Source organism: Burkholderia perseverans, from assembly GCF_022870505.1.
GTDB classification, from domain to species: Bacteria; Pseudomonadota; Gammaproteobacteria; order Burkholderiales; family Burkholderiaceae; genus Burkholderia; species Burkholderia plantarii.
Genome location: NZ_CP045093.1, coordinates 470,856 through 488,506, shown reverse-complemented (window position 1 = coordinate 488,506; position 17,651 = coordinate 470,856). Strand labels below are relative to the sequence as shown.

Below are 17,651 nucleotides of genomic sequence, written 5' to 3'. Positions count from 1 at the left end.
GCACCGCGCGCAGCGAGTCCGCCGTGCCACGCGGAAGGGCACGGCGAGGACGGCGGCGCGCCATGGATGATGCGAGGTCGCGCCGCTGTCCGGTGACAAGCATAGCGAAAACGCAAGCCGGGGCGCCGGGATGCGCGCAGGCGTGGCTGCGGATACGACGGGGCGGGTTCGGGAAGATGGAGTGGCGGTGACGGCTACGCGATGGCTTGCGGCGGGCGACATGCCCCGCCGCCCTGCTCCGCTAGCTGCCCGACGCGATCGGCGACATCGCCGCCGGCGTGACCTCGACGGTCAGATGCGACAGGCCGTCGACGCCGGCCAGGCGCTGGTGGTAGAAGCGCGCATCGCGGCGCGCGCTACCCGTCACGACCGACAGCGCGGCGCTCAGATGCCCGGGGCCGAGGCGCCACAGGTGCAGATCGACCACGGCGTCGCCATCGCCCTCGATTCGCTCGCGGATGCGCGCCGCGAGCGCGGGATCGGGCGTCATGTCGAGCAGCGTCGCGCCGGTGTCGCGGATCAGCACGAACGACCAGTTCGCGATCACGAGCGCGCCGACGATGCCGGCCAGCGGATCCATCCAGTTCCAGCCGAACGCGCGCGCGGCGATCAGGCCCGCGATCGCGAGCACCGACACCACGGCATCGCCGATCACGTGCAGATACGCGGCGCGGAAATTGTGGTCGCGTGCGTGGAACGCTTCCTTGCCTTGGCCCGCGTGCGAGTCGGCATGCCCGGCCTGATGCGCGTGGTGCGCCGCGTCGTCTGCGTGCTCATGCTCATGATCGTGCTCGGCATGGGCATGCGGGTGATCCGCCGCGTGACCGTGATGGCCATGATGTCCGTGGTGGTCATGACCGTGATGCACGCCGCCGAGCAGCCACGCGCAGCCGAGATTGACGGCGAGCCCGAACACGGCGATCGGAATCGCCTCGCCGAACCGGATCGGCACCGGCTCGACCAGCCGCATGATCGCTTCATAGCCGATCAGCACCGCGATCAGCGCGAGCGCGACGGCGCTCGTGAAGCCGGCCAGATCGCCGAGCTTGCCGGTACCGAACGAGAAGCGCGGATCGTGCGCGTGGCGGCGCGCGTAGGTGTAGGCGAGCGCGGCGATCAGCATCGCGCCGGCATGCGTCGACATGTGCAGGCCGTCGGCAACGAGCGCGAGCGAACCGAAGCGCCAGCCGCCCGCGATCTCGGCCACCATCGTCAGCGCGCAAAGCACGATCACGAACCAGGTGCGCCGCTCGCGGCTCGCGTGCGCGGCGCCGAGAAACACATGCTCGTGCCGCGCCGGCCCGGACTGCCTGCTCAATGGTTCGTTCATCGCACTTCCCCCGCTCCTTACTTGAAATAACTGTGGACGACCTCGATCAGTTGCTCGGTCGCGCTACCGCCGGCCTCGTCGGGTTCGGACACCGGCGCATCCATCATATGGCCGCGAATATGCGACTCGAGTACGGCCGCGAGCAGTCCGTTCATCGCGCCGCGGCAACTTGTCAGTCGCTGCAGCACGTCGTTGCAGCCATGCTCTTCCTCGAGCGCGCGTTCGACGGCTTCCAGCTGCCCCTTGATCCGGCGAACCCGGTTCAGCAGCTTCTGCTTGTCCTTGACGGTGTGGCTCATGTTGGATGTTAATATACCATAGGGGGGTATACCTTCCAGTAAAACCCCGTTGTGAAAACGGGAACCCCGACAGGGTTCCCGAGCGAACTTCACGATGCCCACGGCGGTGCTGCCGCCACGGGCGAGACCGTCAGGCGACCTCGATCCGGGCCGGGCCGTCCACCAGTTCACCGATCACGGCGGCCTGCGCGAAACCGTCCGCGTGGAAGCAGGCCAGCACCGCGTCGACCGTGTCGGGCGCGCAGGCCACCAGCAGGCCGCCCGAGGTCTGCGGATCGGTCAGCAGCGCCTGCGCGGTGGCGGGCAGGCCGTCGCCGAGCCGCACGTCGGCGCCATAGGCGGCCCAGTTGCGCCCCGAGGCGCCCGTCACCACGCCGCCCGCGGCGAACGCTTCCACCCCGGCGAGCCAAGGCAGCGATGCATAGCGCACGCGCGCCGTGAGCCCCGCGCCGCGCGCCACCTCGAGCCCGTGCCCGAGCAGGCCGAAGCCCGTCACGTCGGTCATCGCGTGGACGCCCGGCAGCGCGGCCAGCTCGGCGCCGGGCCGGTTGAGCCGGGTGGTCGCGGCGATCATCGCGGCATAGCCCGCGTCGTCGAGCTGGCCTTTCTTCAACGCCGCCGACAGCACGCCGACGCCAAGCGGCTTGCCGAGCACCAGCAGGTCGCCCGCGCGAGCGCCGGCGTTGCGCTTGACACGCGACGGATGGACGATGCCGAGCGCCGCGAGCCCATAGATCGGCTCGACCGAGTCGATCGAATGGCCGCCCGCCACGGGAATCCCCGCCTCCGCACAGACCGCTTCGCCGCCCTTGAGCACGGCGGCGATCGTCTCGTGCGGCAGCACGTTGATCGGCATGCCGACCAGCGCGAGCGCGAGGATCGGCTTGCCGCCCATCGCGTAGACATCGGACAGCGCGTTGGTGGCGGCGATCCGGCCGAAGTCGTAGGGATCGTCGACGATCGGCATGAAGAAATCGGTGGTCGCGACGATCGCCTGTTCGTCGTTGAGCCGGTAGACGGCCGCGTCGTCGGAAGTTTCGGTGCCGACCAGCAGGTCGGGGAACAGCGCGGGCGGCGCGTTGCGCTTGAGCAGCTCGGCGAGCACGCCCGGCGCGATCTTGCAGCCGCAGCCGCCGCCGTGCGAGAGGCTGGTCAGACGCGGCGGATTCGATTGCGGAGTGGAATTCATGACGGCGATCCTGGTTGGCGAAGCGCCTATTATCGGCAATCCGCCGCGAACGCGCCCGCCCGCGCGCCCTGCCTCCGTAATCGGCGCTTGGCGAAACCGCCCCGGCGCCGGCATAATCCACGTCTTGCCGCATTTCGCCTCTCGTTGCCTCATTTCCGGTTCCAATTTCCGGTTCCATGTTTCCGTCCGGCGGGCATCGGGCGGCGCGTCGGCCCTCCGGTCTTGTTTTGCCGCTCATCGTGCGCGCCTCGTGCGCCGCCCCCACGCCATGGATCATCTGCTCGTCGCCCTCGTGCTGTTCTCCGCGCTGCTGCACGCGGTCTGGAACGCGTTCCTGCATGTCAGCGAGGATCGCGTGATCCAGCTCGGCACCATGGCGATTCCGTATCTGGTGGCGGGCGCGGCCGGCGCGCTGTGGCTGCCCCCACCGGCGCCCGGCGCATGGCCTTACATCGCCGCATCGGCGCTGCTCGAACTCGGCTATTGCCTCGCGCTGCTGCGCGCCTACCGCAGCGGCGAATTCAGTCAGATCTACCCGATCGCGCGCGGCAGTTCACCGCTGCTGGTCGCGCTGCTGGCGCTGCCCGCGCTCGGCGAGCGTCCGTCGGCCTGGGGCCTCGCCGGCATCGCGCTGGTCTCGCTCGGCATCATGTCGCTCGCGCTGCGGCGCGGCCTGCGGCTGTCCGGCGAGAGCGTGCCCTACGCGGTGCTCACCGGCGTGTTCATCGCCGCGTACTCGGTGGTGGACGGCATCGGCGTGCGGCTCGCCGGCAACTCGCTGTCGTATATCTGCTGGGTCTATCTGCTCTGGAACCTGCCGCAGTTCGCGCTCGTCTGCGCGCTGCGCGGCGGCCCGCGGCCGCTGGTGGCCTCACGTACCGTGCTCTGGCGCGGGGTGGGCGCCGGCACCTGCGCGCTCGGCGCCTATGCGATCGTCACGCTCGCCTACCGGCACCTGCCGGTGGCCACCGTGTCGGCGCTGCGCGAGACGAGTTCGATCTTCGCGATCGGCATCGGCTGGTTCGCGATGCGCGAGCGCCCGACCGCGCGGCGGCTCGCGGCCTGCGTGATGGTGGTGGCGGGGGCGGTGTTGATCCGGATGTGAGGTCCGGATGTGAGGCCCGGATGTGAGGCGTGGACGTGAGACGCGGCGGCAGGTGCCCGAGCTCGCTTGGGCGGGCCGGCCGGGGCATCGTCCGTCGGCGGTGACACGGGTGTCACCGGTGTTGCCGGTGTCGCGCGCGACGGGCACTGGCCCGCGTCGGGTTCGCCGGCCGCCACGGCCAATGTCGGACAGCCGACGCGCAGCGGCGAAGACGCTCGCCGGCACGCGCACGGTAGCGAAACGGTACGAAACTCGGGCAGGTCGCGCGCTCGTGGCCGGCCGTCCATCGGCCGTTTCGATCCGGTCGGCTCGATGCAATGACGACGCGCCCGACGTCGAAATGGGCCCGCGACCCGCACTCGACACGGGACCGTCGGTACGTTGCCGGTGGTACGGCCTCGCGGTTCGCCGTCGCCGTGATGCGTTCCATGCCGCCGCCTCAATCCCTCGCCCGCTTTTCGATCCCGATGCGCCGCTAATCGGCAAAGCCGCGCTCGTGACCAGCCACCGGCGTGATATCCGGCGTGATATCCGGCGCGATTGCTGGTGCGATTGCTGGTGCGATTGCCGGTGCGACGATCAGCGACTCGAGAGCGTCGTTTCCCCGATCCCGCGCGGCCTCGCGCCTCGGCTCATCTGCCCTCACCTTGGCGGCGTCGAACGGCGCCACGGAAAGTTCCTCGATCGGCACCGCGGGATTGCGGCGCGCGAGAGCGGTGCGTGAAGGCTGCCGCGCCGCATTCGAGTCCGCCAAGCGAGATCGCGGACATGCCCCCACGACATAGCACCGCGCGAATCGCTGCACGGCGGCTTCGGGCCGATGCTTCGGCAGGTGGCAGGCACGGTCGTGTCGGGCATGAAACGCGGGCTCCCGCTCGAACTCGGCCGGTTCGGGCCCGCTGCGCCCCCTCGGCACGAAGTCTGACCTGGATTTCGCCAACTGCCTGAGCACACCGGCCGGCGGCCGACGCACCGGACGGACACGACTCATCGACGCGCCCGATTTCGGCTTCGACGCCGCGCCGCTCCCTGGCGAGATCGGCGGAAATGCGCACGGCCGGGTTGCCGTGCCCGAAAGCGGCAGCGCACGCGACCCGGATCCCGCACGGTCACAACGCGCTTCCGGCAGCCTCGCGCCGGCCGCGGCCCGTTTCTTGCGCACTTTCACCAGGACTGGAGAACCGGTCTTTGCCGGCTGTCTGGAGCGTCTTCGCGACCCGAAGATGCCATCGGCCTGTAATTCTTACAGAAATCCGAGCGAACGGCATGCCGCCCGCAGCGGCGTTCGCATCCTGAAGCCCTCGCGCAAACAGGTGACTGCACATGACATTAGACGACCCGAGACACCGCCCTCCGCAACGAAGCCCGGGTTCCGCGCCGCCCGATGACGGATTGCCATCCTCCGGCATCGAGCCATTGGAAAACGTGGAGACGGGCGTGCCGGGCTTCGACGAGATCCTCGGCGGCGGCCTCGTGCGTGGCGGCCTTTATCTGATCGAGGGGATGGCCGGCGCGGGCAAGACCATCCTGTCGAGCCAGATCGGCTTCCATCGCGTGCGCCAGGGCGACCGCGTGCTCTACATGACGCTGATCGCCGAGTCCCATGACAAGCTGCTCGGCCATCTGCGCGCGCTCGATTTCTTCGATCCGGCCGCCGTCGCGCAGAAGATGATGTTCGTGTCGGGTTATCACGAACTGATGCAGGACGGCCTCGACGGCTTCCTGAAGCTGATCGCGGCGAGCCTCGCGAACTACCGGCCCGGCCTGCTGATCGTGGACGGCTTTCGCAGCGCGCGCGAGTTCAGCGAGACCGAGCTGTCGCTGTCGAAGTTCATCCATGAACTGAACGCGCTGGTGGCCGCGATGGGCTGCACCACGCTGCTGCTCGCGCCGCTGTCGGGCAACGAGCCGCATCCCGAGCACACGCTGGTGGACGGCCTGATCGAGCTGAACCGCTACACCGACGGCATGCGCCGCGCGCGCGAGATCGAAGTCCACAAGATGCGCGCGCGCAACCACCTGCTGGGCCGCCACTTCTTCCGGATCACCTCCGGCGGCCATGCAATGTACCCGCGCCTCGAGGCACACTCGGCGAGCCGGGAGGACGAGCGCGACCTGCGCGAGCGGCTCGACACCGGCCTGCCGAATCTCGACCACCTGCTCGGTGGCGGCTTCGTGCGCGGCTCGACCACCACGGTGATGGGGCCGTCCGGGGTCGGCAAGACGCTGCTGGCGCTGCAGTTCCTGCAGGCCGGCGTCGCGCACGGCGAGAAGGTGGTCTACCTCGGCTTCTACGAATCGCCGCAGCGGCTGATCGGCAAGGCTGAACAGGTGGGCATCCGGCTGCGCGACGCGTTCGCCGACGGCCGGCTCGCCATCCAGTGGCAGCCGGCCGTCGAGCTCGAGGTGGACGAGCTGGCCGCCGACACGCTCGCGCTGGTCCGCCGGCTCGGCGCGACGCGACTCGTGATCGACGGCGTGGAGGGTTTTCGCGATTCCGCGCTGCGTCCGGCGCGCTTCGGCCTGTTCCTGAACGCGTTCACCCATGCATTGCGCAACGCCGGCGTCACCATGCTGGTGATCGAGGAGCTGCCGCTCTATCCGGAACCGTCGAATGGCAGGAACGATCGGCTCTGCGCGCTGGCCGAAAACCTGATCGTGCTGCACTACGCCGACAGCGACGGCCGGTTGCGACGCACGTTATCGGTGGTCAAGCAGCGCGAGAGCGCCCACGATACATCGGTGCGCGAGCTTGCCATCACCTCGGAAGGTCTGAGCATCGCGGACGGACCAACGCTCTTCCCCATGCCCGGCGCATTCCCCGCGAAGGGGCGATGAGCCCGAATCGCCATGGAACGGACCCTAGCGACAGATGAAAACAATCCTGCTTGTAGACGACGAATTCGATGTGCTCGTGGTATGGCGCCTGCTCCTGACGCAGGCCGGCTATCGCGTGCTCACGGCGCCCAACGGCGCGGCGGCGCTCGAGGCGATCAGGGCGCAACGGCCGGATCTGGTCGTGACCGACTTCATGATGCCGGAGATGTCGGGAGCGGACGTGTGCGCCGCGCTGGCGGCCGAGCCGGCATGGCGCGACGTGCCGGTCATTCTCTGCAGTTCGCGCGACGATATCCCGCCGCAGCCGAATCCGTTGATTGCCTACGCACGCAAGCCGCTCGCGTTTGATCGACTTCTCAAGATGATAGGAGACCTGCTGGAAAGGAAGTCGTCGTGACGATTGGCGCGCCATGGCTACGCCGGGCGTAAGACACGGGTGTGGCGCCGCGGCCCGCGCCGGCGCGGTGCGAGGCGGCGCATGCCCGCTCGCGCCGCAAGACCGGCATCGGCCCGGGCACCGCCGCGCGGGGCTGGCGGAGCCGCGCGCGGCGGCGGAAAACCTTCGCCGCTATGGCGCCGTCTGCACGGCTTCCTGCCGCCGCCGGCTGCGCGGCCCGTCGACACGGTCCCATCGAGCGCGACGCGCATGGCTTGTCCGATTCACTTGATCGCGCGGGTCTTGGCGGCGATCCAGTCCATCCCCGCGAGCAGGACCGCGGACAACACGAAAGTCATATGCACCGCGATCCCCCAGACGATCGTCGTCAGCCCGACCTTGTCGAGCGACAGGAATCCACGCAGCACCTCGATCGCCGATATCGCCACGATCGACGCCATCAGCTTCAGCTTGATGTCGGTGAATCCGACATGGCCGATCCATTCCGGCGTGTCCTCATGACCACCGAGCTTCAGCCGGGACACAAAACTCTGATACCCGCCGAATATGATCATGAGCAGGAGGTTGGCCATCAGCGAGAGGTCGACGAGCGACAGCACCCCCAGGATGACGTCTTCGATCTCGCTGCCGAGCAGCGTCACGGCCAGATGCCAGAACTCCTGGCAAAACTTGATCAGCAACATGACCATCCCGAGCGCCAGGCCCGCGTAGATCGGTGCCAGCACCCAGCGGCTCGCGAACAGACCGTGTTCGAACAGCCTCTCGACGACATTCGACGCATGCCCTTCTGTTTTTTCCGTTGGTCGCATTATCTTCCTCGATACCGGCGTGCCGGCTGTTTCGTCGATGTCGGCGCGCCGACGTCTTCCCCTGCGGCCGGCCCGTCCCGCCGATGCGGTTCGACCGGGGACGCGTGCCCTGGCCCGGGTGGACTTCCAGGTCGAGCCGGACGCCCGGGCGGCCACCATGATCGGCACCGGCCCCGCCGCATCGAGCACGGCAACGGCTGCCGCGCGAGATGCAGGCAGCCCCGGAGGGGACGGCCCGGAAACGGTCGCTAGCTGGAAGGGTATACCGAGCGTGGTCGTCGTGGTCGATGAATTTGGAGCGACATGCCCCCGGCTTCTCGCAACCGGCGCCCGCGCGGTCCGGGAACGTTCCGGCATGCCGGGCTGGCCGGCGCGTGGACGCGTCTTCGACCCTATCGGCATGGGCGTGACGCGGCCCGCATGCCGGGCCAAGCCCCGCCGACGCGGAGCGTGGGCGAAGCGCGTCAGCGGGCCGCCACGTCCTGCAACGCGGCGCGGCTGCCCTGGCGCGGCGCGAGCGGGGCCACGGCCAGCGACACGGCCGGCTCGCCGTCGCCCGTGCCGAACGCGACAGCCCCGGGCGCGCCCGCTTCGCCGCCCTGCCCGGCCTCGGGCTCACCTTGCAGGTGCGCGATCGTCTCCGGGGTGATGTGATGCGGATACAGCGTCCATGCACAGGACAGGAACCATTCCGGCTTCAGCAGGGCGGCCAGGCCGAACACCAGAAACACCAGCGCCATGCAGAGCCAGAGCGTCTTCAATTCCATAGGAGTCCAAATTCAATGCATGTGCCGATACCGATGCACCGCGAGAAGCGGATACGCCGTTTCATCGACAGGATCGTGACGAAGCCGGAAACGTCGTGCCGCGCTGCGAGGCGCAGCGGCGCACGAGCCGGCATAACCGCGAAACGGGCAGCGCGCCGCCGGGCTTCGCCAGGCCGCCGTGGCACCGATGATGCACGGCGATGCCGCCGTGCGGGGCGGATCGATCAATCGTGATCCGCCGCGCCGCAAACCGTGCCACAAGCATAACGGCACGCAAGCGCCGCCCGCTTGACCTGGTTCGGGTCGACACCGGGCGCCAGGCCGGCAACGGCGGCCAACCGCACCGGAATTGCGCGGCGTCATCCATCGTCGACGGCATCGCGACGGGCGGATCGTTGCACGCGAAACCATCGCGCTCCGCTACCGGAAGACCGGTTTTCAGCACGGCCGGGCACACCGCCCTGCGTCACATCGATAAGCGCTGTCCGTCACGGAACACGCACGCCGCCAGGTTCATTCCATCGCAACAAGCCGGGAAACCGGCATGGCGATCCGCTCACCCGTCGCGCCGCGCGAACGCGACCGCGTCGATCGCCTGCGCGAGCGTGTCGAACGCCGCGCCGATCTCGTCCTCGTGGACGCAGGCGTAGCCGAGCAGCAGCCCCGGCGCCGCGCGCGACGCATCGGCGTAATAGCCGGACAGCGCGCGCACCACGATATTGCGTTCGAGCGCCGCGCGCGCGACCGCGCGATCATCGGCGCCGTCCGGCAGGCGCATCACGAGATGCAGCCCCGCGTCGCCGCCCATGGCCGGCAGCGCGTCGCCGTAGCGGCGCGCCAGCACGTCGAGCAGCGTCTGGCGGCGCAGCCCGTACAGCGCGCGCATCTTGCGGATATGCGACACGAAATGGCCTTCGGCGATGAACTCGGCCAGCACGGCCTGCTGCAGCAGCTGCCCTTCGCGATAGAGCTCGGCGCTCGCGGTGGCGAAGCTCTCGGCGAGCGGCTCCGGCGCAACCAGATAGCCGACGCGCAGCCCCGGGAACAGCGTCTTGCCGAAGCTGCCCACGTAGATCACCTGCCCGCTCGTGTCGAGCCCCTGCAGCGACGCGAGCGGCCGGCTGCCGTAGCGGAACTCGCTGTCGTAGTCGTCCTCGATGATCCAGGCGCCGTGCTGGCGCGCGTATTCGAGCAGCATGCGCCGCCGCGCGAGGCTCATCACCATGCCGAGCGGATACTGGTGCGAAGGCGTGACGAGCATCAGCTTCGGCGGCGCCGCGAGATCGGCGGCGTCGGGCGCGATGCCCTCGTCGTCGACGGCGATCGGCCGCGTGGTCAGCCCCGACACCTGCAGCACGCTGCGCATGCCCCAGTAGCACGGGTCCTCGGTCCAGATCGCGTCGCCGGGATCGGTCAGCAGCCGCACCGCCAGATCGATCGACTGGTGGATGCCGGTGGTGATCACGATATGTTCGGGCGTGCAGCGCACCGAGCGCGAGGTGCGCAGGTAATCGGCCAGCGCCTCGCGCAGCGAGGCGAGGCCGCCGCCCGGCGCGTAGGTCAGCAGGTCGGGGCGCAGGCGCCGCCAGTACTTGTTGTGCAGCCGCATCCAGACGCGCGCCGGGAAGCGCGACACGTCGGGCACGCCGGGCATGAACGCGCCGCCCTGCCGCTTCGACACGCCCGCGCCGGCCACCAGCCGCGCGCCGCGCGCGGACAGCGCCCCGGCCGCCGAGCGCACCGGCGGCGGCGCGGCCGGCAAACCGCCGGCGCCGCCCGAATTCGCCGCGACATCGGCCGCCGCCGTGCCCACCCCGCCGCGCCGCCGGGCGCCCGCCCCGCCGCCCTTCCCGTTCGCGCCGCCACCCGCCTCGTCCCGCTCGGCCACGCCGACGATCTCGTCCGGCGAACTGTCGGCCACGAACGTGCCGCGCCCGGTGGCCGAGGTCACGTAACCCTCCAGCACCAGCTGCTCGTAGACCTGCGTGACGGTGTTGCGCGCGATCCCGAGTTCGGCCGCGAGCAGCCGCGAGGACGGCACGCGGGTGCCGGCCGGCAGCTCGCGCGACAGGATCGCCTGCTGCAGCAGCCGGTGCAGCTGCCGGTAGATCGGCTGCGCGCCGCCGCCCCGCACGAGGCGCTGCGCCAGCCAGTCGGACAACACGCTCGCACGCAAAATTGGCTCCTATAGATTTACCAGAATGGCTCTGATTTCCAGAGCCAAATTTGATTATAGTCAAGTCCGTCGGAGGCCCCCGCGCCCCTCTTGTTTTGACCGAGTCGAACCGACCGGAAGGAGATATCCCGTGAAGAATGCCGATCTGCAAGCCCGCAAGAACGCCGCCACCCCGCGTGGCGTCGGCGTGATGTGCGATTTCTACGCCGCGCGCGCCGAGAACGCCGAACTGTGGGACGTCGAGGGCCGCCGCTTCATCGACTTCGCGGCCGGCATCGCGGTGATGAACACGGGCCATCGCCATCCGAAGCTCGTCAAGGCGATCGCGGCGCAGCTCGAGCAGTTCACGCACACCGCCTACCAGATCGTCCCCTACGCGTCCTATGTCGAGCTGGCCGAGAAGATCATCGCGCGCGCGCCGGGCAGCTTCGCGAAGAAGGCCGCGTTCTTCACGACCGGCGCCGAGGCCGTCGAGAACGCCGTCAAGATGGCGCGCGCGTTCACCGGCCGCCCCGGCGTGATCGCGTTCGCGGGCGGCTTCCACGGCCGCACCATGATGGGCATGGCGCTGACCGGCAAGGTCGCGCCATACAAGCTGAACTTCGGGCCGTTCCCCGGCGACGTGTTCCACGCGCCCTACCCGAACGCGCTGCACGGCGTGAGCGTGGCCGACTCGCTGAAGGCGATCGACCTGCTGTTCAAGGCCGACATCGATCCGAAGCGCGTGGCCGCGATCATCTTCGAGCCGGTGCAGGGCGAAGGCGGCTTCTACGCGGCGCCGGCCGATTTCGTGCGCGGCCTGCGCAGGATCTGCGACGAACACGGGATCGTGCTGATCGCCGACGAAGTGCAGACCGGCTTCGCGCGCACCGGCAAGCTGTTCGCGATGCAGCACTACGACGTGCTGCCCGACCTCACCACCATGGCCAAGAGCCTCGCGGGCGGCATGCCGCTGTCGGGCGTGGCCGGCCGCGCCGACGTGATGGACGCGGCGGCGCCGGGCGGCCTCGGCGGCACTTACGCGGGCAACCCGCTCGCGGTGGCCGCGGCGCACGCGGTGCTCGACATCATCGACGAGGAACGGCTCGAAGCGCGCGCCGTCACGCTCGGCGACAAGCTCAAGGCGAAGCTGCTGGCGCTGCAGCCCGAGGTGCCGCAGATCGTCGACGTGCGCGGCCCGGGCGCGATGGTGGCCGTGGAGTTCTTCAAGGCCGGCACGCGGGAACCGGATGCGGACTTCACCAGGCGCGTGCAGGCGCGCGCGCTCGAACGCGGGCTGCTGCTGCTGATCTGCGGCGTCCATTCGAACGTGATCCGCTTCCTGTTCCCGCTGACGATCCAGGACGCCGTGTTCGACGAGGCGCTCGGCATCCTCGAGGAAGTGCTGAAGGAAACCGTCGGCGTCGCCGCCTGACGCCAACCCACCCAGGGCGGATCACCCGCCCCGCCTCCGCCACGCCGCGTCCGTTGATTCGTTCGGGACGCGGCGTTTTGCATCGGTTTCACGGGATATCACATGAGCACCGCACTCACCTCCGCACTGAAGGATCCGTCGCTGTTCCGCCAGCAGATCTATTTCGCCGGCGAATGGCAGGACGCCGCGACCGGCGCCACGTTCGAGGTCCGCAACCCCGCCACCGGCGAGTTGCTCGGCACCGCGCCGCTGGCCGGCGCGGCCGAGACGCGCCGCGCGATCGAGGCGGCCAACGCCGCCTGGCCGGCCTGGCGCAAGCGCACCGCGAAGGAGCGCGCCGCGATCCTGCGCAAGTGGTACGAGCTGATGCTCGCGCACGCCGACGATCTCGCGCTGATCCTCACCACCGAGCAGGGCAAGCCGCTCGCCGAGGCGAAGGGCGAGATCCAGTACGCCGCGTCGTTCATCGAGTGGTTCGCCGAGGAGGGCAAGCGCGTGTACGGCGACACGATCCCGACGCCGGCCGGCGACAAGCGCATCGTGGTGGTCAAGGAGCCGGTGGGCGTCTGCGCCGCGATCACGCCGTGGAATTTCCCGGCCGCGATGATCACGCGCAAGGTCGGCCCGGCGCTCGCGGCCGGCTGCCCGATCGTGGTCAAGCCGGCCGAGGCCACGCCGTTCTCGGCGCTCGCGCTGGCCGTGCTGGCCGAGCGCGCGGGCGTGCCGGCCGGCGTGTTCAGCGTGGTGACGGGCGAGCCGAAGGCGATCGGCGGCGAGCTGACCGGCAATCCCACGGTGCGCAAGCTCTCGTTCACGGGCTCCACGCCGATCGGCCGGCTGCTGATGGCGCAGTGCGCGCCGACCGTCAAGAAGGTCTCGCTCGAACTGGGCGGCAATGCGCCGTTCATCGTGTTCGACGATGCCGACCTCGACGCGGCCGTGGCCGGCGCGATCGCCTCGAAGTACCGCAACAGCGGCCAGACCTGCGTCTGCACCAACCGCTTCTACGTCCACGACAAGGTCTACGACGCGTTCGCCGACAAGCTGCGCGCGGCCGTCGAGCAGCTCAAGGTCGGCCGCGGCACCGAGGCCGGCGTCGCGCAAGGCCCGCTGATCAACGAGGCGGCGGTGCTGAAGGTGGAGGCGCACATCGAGGACGCGCTCGCCAAGGGGGCGCGCGTGACCACCGGCGGCAAGCGCCACGCGCTCGGCCACGGCTTCTTCGAGCCGACCGTGCTGACCGGCGTCACGCCCGACATGAAGGTCGCGAAGGAGGAAACCTTCGGCCCGCTCGCGCCGCTGTTCCGCTTCGCCTCGGACGACGCGGTGGTGGCGCTCGCGAACGACACCGAGTTCGGCCTCGCCGCCTACTTCTACAGCCGCGACATCGGCCGCGTCTGGCGCGTGGCCGAGGCGCTCGAATACGGCATGGTGGGCATCAACACCGGGCTGATCTCGAACGAGGTCGCGCCGTTCGGCGGCGTCAAGCAGTCGGGAATGGGCCGCGAGGGCTCGCACTACGGGATCGACGACTACGTCGTGATCAAGTATCTGTGCCTGGGGGTGTAAGCCTCGGCATGTAAGCCGGCCGCCGATCGCTTCGCCACCGGAGCGATCAATACGAAACGCCTTCGCGCGGCAGGTCGCGAAGGCGTTTTTTCATGGCGCGCGCGCCGCGCCCGCTTCCTCGGCCGCGCTCGCGGCCACCGCGTGCAGCCAGCCGAAGTGGCGCATCGCCTCCTCGATCGCGGCGCGCCACTGCTCGGGGCACGACTTGATCCGGATCGAGGTGCGCCGGCTCTTCACCGGCAGTCCGTTCAGCTCCTTCACATGCGCGATCCAGGCGCTCTGCGCGTCGATGCCGTAGCGCTCCTTCACGAACGCCTGAATGTCCCGATAGGTTGCCATCCTCGTGTCCCCGGTGCGATGGCGCGAGCCGGCCGATCCGGCTGCGCGTGCAGCTTCAGCGGAACACGCCGACCGCGTCGACCAGCGAGGTGGCCTGCTGGCGCAGGCTCTCGGAGGCGGCCGCGCTCTGTTCGACGAGCGCCGCGTTCTGCTGCGTGATGTTGTCGAGGTCGATCACCGCGCGATCGACCTGCTCCACGCCCACGCTCTGTTCGGAGGTGGACGAGCTGATCTCGGCGATCAGGTCCGCCACGCGCTTGACCTGGACGACGAGGTCGTCCATCGCGCGGCCCGCGTCGTCCACGCGCCGCGCGCCCGAAGCCACGCGCTCGACGCTGTTCTCGATCAGCGTCTTGATCTCCTTGGCCGCGTTCGCGCTGCGCTGCGCGAGCGCGCGCACCTCGCCCGCCACCACCGCGAAGCCGCGCCCCTGCTCGCCGGCGCGCGCGGCTTCCACCGCCGCGTTCAGTGCCAGGATGTTGGTCTGGAACGCGATGCCGTCGATCACGCCGATGATGTCGGCGATGCGCCGCGAGCTGTCGGTGATCTCGTTCATGGTGCCGACGATCTCGCCCACCGAATGGCCGCCGCGCGCGGCCGCGTCGCTGGCCGACACCGCGAGCTGGTTGGCCTGCGCGGCGGTGGCCGCGTTGCTCGAGACGGTGGCCGTCATCTCGGCCATCGACGAGGCGGTCTGCTGCACGGCGGTGGCCGCCTGCTCGGTGCGCGCGCTCAGGTCGTTGTTGCCCTGCGCGATCTCGCTGCTCGCGCGCTGCACGTTCAGCACCTGCTCGCTGACGTCGTCCACCAGCCAGCGGAACATCAGCCCGAGCTGGTCGATCGTGCGCAGCGTCATGCCGATCTCGTCGACGCGCGTGACGGCCGGGCCGCTGCGGTTCTCGCCGGTCGCCACGTCCAGCGCGCGCTGCCGCACCGCGCGCAGCGGCTGCGCGATCTGCAGGTCGAGCCAGGCCGCGACGAGGCCCGCGGCCACCGCCGCGGAGCCGGCCACGCCGGCCAGCGCCGCGCCCGTCACGCCGCTCGCCCAGGCGCCGGCCGCCACCACCGGCACCAGCGCGACGAGCGGCCCATACATCCGCGTGCGCACCGACATCGTCTTCATCAGCGAGCCCAGGCGGCCGATCCCGCCGCGCACCACCAGCCCCTTGTAGAAACGCCGCCCGCGCGTGCGGCCCTCGCGGAAATCGGCGTAGAGCGCCTCGGCCCCCTCGATCTCCTCGCGCGACGCCCTGGTGCGCACCGACATGTAGCCGAGCGGCTGGCCGCCGCGCATCAGCGGCACCGCGTTCGCGCGCACCCAGTAGTGATCGCCGTTCTTGCGGCGGTTCTTGACCAGCGCCATCCACGGCTCGCCGCCCTGGATGGTGGCCCACATGTCCGCGAACGCCTCGCGCGGCATGTCGGGGTGGCGGACGACGTTGTGCGGCGCGCCGACGATCTCCTCGGCCGAATAGCCGCTGATCTGGACGAACGTCGCGTTCGCGTAGGTGATCGTGCCGTTGGCCGTGGTCGTCGACATCAGCGTCGAGTCTTCGGGGAATTCGTATTCGTGCTGCGTGACCGGCTGGTTATTGCGCATTCGCTGCTCCGGGGCACGGCGCTGGCGGCCGTGCCTGCTCTCTGGGTCGGTGTCGGGTCGGCCGCCCGCGCGCGCCTCATTGCGCTGCAGCAGCCACGGGCCTATCTTCTTTTTTGACGGCAGCCGGGGCCAAAACCTTACCCTTATCGGGCAAAAACATGTCAAAACTATCCTGCTTTTGATTCACATCAAGGAAATTTGATTTTTTGCAGGCAGCGGTTGCCTGCGCGGCCCGGATGCCGGGCCGGATTGTCAAGCTGGGCGCGAGATCCGGCCGCCGGCACGAAACCAAAAAAAACGGCAGCCGGACCGTGAGGGCGGGCTGCCGTCGAGCATCGCGCGGACGCGGACGAGGGGAAATCGACGAGAAGAAGGGGAGCGGGCGGCGGCGCCGCGCCCCCGGAGTTCAGACGCGCTCGATCGCGATCGCGATGCCCTGGCCGACGCCGATGCACATCGTGCAGAGCGCGAAGCGGCCATGGGTGCGGTGCAACTGATACATCGCCGTGGTCACGAGCCGCGCGCCCGAGGCGCCGAGCGGGTGGCCGAGCGCGATCGCGCCGCCGTTCGGGTTCACGCGCGGATCGTCGTCGCCCACGCCGAGCAGGCGCAGCACCGCGAGACCCTGCGAGGCGAACGCCTCGTTCAGCTCGATCACGTCGAACTGGTCGATCGTCATGCCGAGCCGCGCGAGCAGCTTCTGGGTGGCCGGCGCCGGGCCGATGCCCATCACGCGCGGCGCGACGCCCGCGGTGGCGATGCCGAGGATCCGCGCGCGCGGCACCAGGCCGTGGCGCTTCGCGTTCTCCTCGTTGGCCACCAGCAGCGCGCAGGCGCCGTCGTTGACGCCCGACGCGTTGCCGGCCGTCACGGTGCCGTCCGGGCGCACCACGCCCTTGAGCCTGGCGAGCGCTTCGAGCGAGGTTTCGCGCGGATGCTCGTCGCGCGAGACCACCAGCGGGTCACCCTTCTTCTGCGCGATCGTGACCGCGACGATTTCCTGCGCGAGCGAGCCGTCCTGCTGGGCGCGCGCGGCCTTCTGCTGGCTGCGCAGCGCGAACGCGTCCTGGTCGGCGCGGCTCACCGCGTAGTCGGTCGCGACGTTCTCGCCCGTCTCCGGCATCGAATCGACGCCGTATTGCTGCTTCATCAGCGGGTTCACGAAGCGCCAGCCGATGGTCGTGTCGAAGATCTCGGCCTGGCGCGAGAACGCGCTGCTCGCCTTGCCCATCACGAACGGCGCGCGGCTCATGCTCTCCACGCCGCCCGCGATCATCAGGCCGGCCTCGCCGGACTTGATGGCGCGCGCGGCGATGCCGATCGCGTCCATCCCCGAGCCGCACAGGCGGTTCACGGTCGAGCCCGGCACGGCCTGCGGCAGGCCCGCCAGCAGCGCCGACATGCGCGCCACGTTGCGGTTGTCCTCGCCGGCCTGGTTCGCGCAGCCGTAGATCACGTCGTCGATCGCGGCCCAGTCGACGTCGCGGTTGCGCTCGACGAGCGCCTTGATCGGCACCGCGCCGAGATCGTCGGCCCGGACGCCCGACAACGCGCCGCCGTATCGCCCGATCGGGGTGCGGATCGCGTCGCAGAGGAATGCATCGGTCATGGTTGTCTCCGGAACATCATCGGAAGGGGGCGCGCACCGGAAGGCTCGCGGCGGGGCGCCGGGGTTGCGTCAAAATGTTCTTTATACGAACATAAGATCGAATATCGAACGAGTGATGCGATCATAGGGAGCGGGCCGGGGGCATGTCAAGCTTGCGGATGGCGGCCGTGGATGTCGCCGCACATGCCGCCGCGGTTGGCGCGACCCGAC

Annotated in this window: 15 protein-coding genes; 5 read left to right on the top strand and 10 right to left on the bottom strand. The window is 69.8% G+C overall.

Annotated features, from left to right (window positions below; all coding sequences use genetic code 11):
- Nucleotides 1-241: 241 nt before the first annotated feature.
- The 3 genes from dmeF to selD form a co-directional block, all read right to left on the bottom strand.
- Complete coding sequence (gene dmeF / locus BpN12_RS02070; protein WP_246793622.1) at nucleotides 242-1,330, bottom strand: CDF family Co(II)/Ni(II) efflux transporter DmeF; 1,089 nt, start codon at nucleotides 1,328-1,330, stop codon at nucleotides 242-244.
- A 17-nt stretch (nucleotides 1,331-1,347) separates the two neighbouring features.
- Nucleotides 1,348-1,629: a metal/formaldehyde-sensitive transcriptional repressor gene (locus tag BpN12_RS02065; protein WP_042627143.1), complete on the bottom strand. Its 282-nt coding sequence runs from the start codon at nucleotides 1,627-1,629 to the stop codon at nucleotides 1,348-1,350.
- 130 nt (nucleotides 1,630-1,759) lie between these two features.
- Entirely contained in the window at nucleotides 1,760-2,818 is a 1,059-nt protein-coding gene (gene selD / locus BpN12_RS02060) for a selenide, water dikinase SelD (protein ID WP_246793621.1), read from the bottom strand.
- Nucleotides 2,819-3,086: 268 nt separating this feature from the next.
- On the opposite strand from selD, the gene BpN12_RS02055 reads away from it, so the two are divergent.
- A complete protein-coding gene (locus BpN12_RS02055) occupies nucleotides 3,087-3,923 on the top strand; it encodes a DMT family transporter (RefSeq protein ID WP_246793620.1) in 837 nt (278 codons plus the stop codon).
- A gap of 475 nt (nucleotides 3,924-4,398) precedes the next feature.
- Here the strand turns inward: BpN12_RS02055 and BpN12_RS02050 are convergent, their stop codons facing one another.
- The gene (locus BpN12_RS02050) at nucleotides 4,399-4,677 is read right to left on the bottom strand and encodes a hypothetical protein (protein ID WP_246793619.1); all 279 of its coding nucleotides are present in this window, start codon (nucleotides 4,675-4,677) and stop codon (nucleotides 4,399-4,401) included.
- A 569-nt stretch (nucleotides 4,678-5,246) separates the two neighbouring features.
- Between BpN12_RS02050 and BpN12_RS02045 the strand changes: the two genes are divergently transcribed.
- Both BpN12_RS02045 and BpN12_RS02040 read left to right on the top strand, forming a co-directional pair.
- Complete coding sequence (locus tag BpN12_RS02045; RefSeq protein ID WP_246793618.1) at nucleotides 5,247-6,761, top strand: ATPase domain-containing protein; 1,515 nt, start codon at nucleotides 5,247-5,249, stop codon at nucleotides 6,759-6,761.
- 34 nt (nucleotides 6,762-6,795) lie between these two features.
- A complete protein-coding gene (locus BpN12_RS02040) occupies nucleotides 6,796-7,158 on the top strand; it encodes a response regulator (protein WP_246793617.1) in 363 nt (120 codons plus the stop codon).
- 263 nt (nucleotides 7,159-7,421) lie between these two features.
- Here the strand turns inward: BpN12_RS02040 and BpN12_RS02035 are convergent, their stop codons facing one another.
- The 3 genes from BpN12_RS02035 to pdxR form a co-directional block, all read right to left on the bottom strand.
- Nucleotides 7,422-8,156, bottom strand: a complete 735-nt coding sequence (locus BpN12_RS02035) for a TIGR00645 family protein (RefSeq protein WP_246793616.1) — start codon at nucleotides 8,154-8,156, stop codon at nucleotides 7,422-7,424.
- A 275-nt stretch (nucleotides 8,157-8,431) separates the two neighbouring features.
- Nucleotides 8,432-8,734, bottom strand: a complete 303-nt coding sequence (locus BpN12_RS02030; protein WP_246793615.1) for a hypothetical protein — start codon at nucleotides 8,732-8,734, stop codon at nucleotides 8,432-8,434.
- 556 nt (nucleotides 8,735-9,290) lie between these two features.
- The gene (gene pdxR / locus BpN12_RS02025) at nucleotides 9,291-10,910 is read right to left on the bottom strand and encodes a MocR-like pyridoxine biosynthesis transcription factor PdxR (RefSeq protein WP_246793614.1); all 1,620 of its coding nucleotides are present in this window, start codon (nucleotides 10,908-10,910) and stop codon (nucleotides 9,291-9,293) included.
- Nucleotides 10,911-11,040: 130 nt separating this feature from the next.
- On the opposite strand from pdxR, the gene gabT reads away from it, so the two are divergent.
- Both gabT and gabD read left to right on the top strand, forming a co-directional pair.
- A complete protein-coding gene (gene gabT, locus BpN12_RS02020; protein WP_246793613.1) occupies nucleotides 11,041-12,324 on the top strand; it encodes a 4-aminobutyrate--2-oxoglutarate transaminase in 1,284 nt (427 codons plus the stop codon).
- A gap of 102 nt (nucleotides 12,325-12,426) precedes the next feature.
- Nucleotides 12,427-13,893, top strand: coding sequence for an NADP-dependent succinate-semialdehyde dehydrogenase (gabD, locus tag BpN12_RS02015; protein WP_246793612.1), 1,467 nt, complete (start codon nucleotides 12,427-12,429; stop codon nucleotides 13,891-13,893).
- 90 nt (nucleotides 13,894-13,983) lie between these two features.
- Here the strand turns inward: gabD and BpN12_RS02010 are convergent, their stop codons facing one another.
- The 3 genes from BpN12_RS02010 to pcaF form a co-directional block, all read right to left on the bottom strand.
- Nucleotides 13,984-14,232 (bottom strand): hypothetical protein, encoded by a 249-nt coding sequence (locus BpN12_RS02010; RefSeq protein WP_246793611.1) that lies wholly within the window; start codon nucleotides 14,230-14,232, stop codon nucleotides 13,984-13,986.
- Between the two features lie 55 nt (nucleotides 14,233-14,287).
- Nucleotides 14,288-15,832, bottom strand: a complete 1,545-nt coding sequence (locus tag BpN12_RS02005) for a methyl-accepting chemotaxis protein (protein ID WP_246793610.1) — start codon at nucleotides 15,830-15,832, stop codon at nucleotides 14,288-14,290.
- 406 nt (nucleotides 15,833-16,238) lie between these two features.
- A complete protein-coding gene (pcaF, locus tag BpN12_RS02000; protein ID WP_246793609.1) occupies nucleotides 16,239-17,441 on the bottom strand; it encodes a 3-oxoadipyl-CoA thiolase in 1,203 nt (400 codons plus the stop codon).
- Between the last annotated feature and the right edge of the window lie 210 nt (nucleotides 17,442-17,651).

Excerpts from the sequence above, each read along its gene's own strand:
- BpN12_RS02055 (WP_246793620.1), top strand. The coding sequence starts at position 3,087 with ATGGATCATCTGCTCGTCGCCCTCGTGCTGTTCTCCGCGCTGCTGCAC.
- BpN12_RS02045 (WP_246793618.1), top strand. The coding sequence starts at position 5,247 with ATGACATTAGACGACCCGAGACACCGCCCTCCGCAACGAAGCCCGGGT.
- gabD (WP_246793612.1), top strand. The coding sequence starts at position 12,427 with ATGAGCACCGCACTCACCTCCGCACTGAAGGATCCGTCGCTGTTCCGC.
- selD (WP_246793621.1), bottom strand. The coding sequence starts at position 2,818 with ATGAATTCCACTCCGCAATCGAATCCGCCGCGTCTGACCAGCCTCTCG.
- BpN12_RS02065 (WP_042627143.1), bottom strand. The coding sequence starts at position 1,629 with ATGAGCCACACCGTCAAGGACAAGCAGAAGCTGCTGAACCGGGTTCGC.
- BpN12_RS02030 (WP_246793615.1), bottom strand. The coding sequence starts at position 8,734 with ATGGAATTGAAGACGCTCTGGCTCTGCATGGCGCTGGTGTTTCTGGTG.
- BpN12_RS02005 (WP_246793610.1), bottom strand. The coding sequence starts at position 15,832 with ATGCGCAATAACCAGCCGGTCACGCAGCACGAATACGAATTCCCCGAA.
- pcaF (WP_246793609.1), bottom strand. The coding sequence starts at position 17,441 with ATGACCGATGCATTCCTCTGCGACGCGATCCGCACCCCGATCGGGCGA.
- BpN12_RS02010 (WP_246793611.1), bottom strand. The coding sequence starts at position 14,232 with ATGGCAACCTATCGGGACATTCAGGCGTTCGTGAAGGAGCGCTACGGC.
- dmeF (WP_246793622.1), bottom strand. The coding sequence starts at position 1,330 with ATGAACGAACCATTGAGCAGGCAGTCCGGGCCGGCGCGGCACGAGCAT.
- BpN12_RS02040 (WP_246793617.1), top strand. The coding sequence starts at position 6,796 with ATGAAAACAATCCTGCTTGTAGACGACGAATTCGATGTGCTCGTGGTA.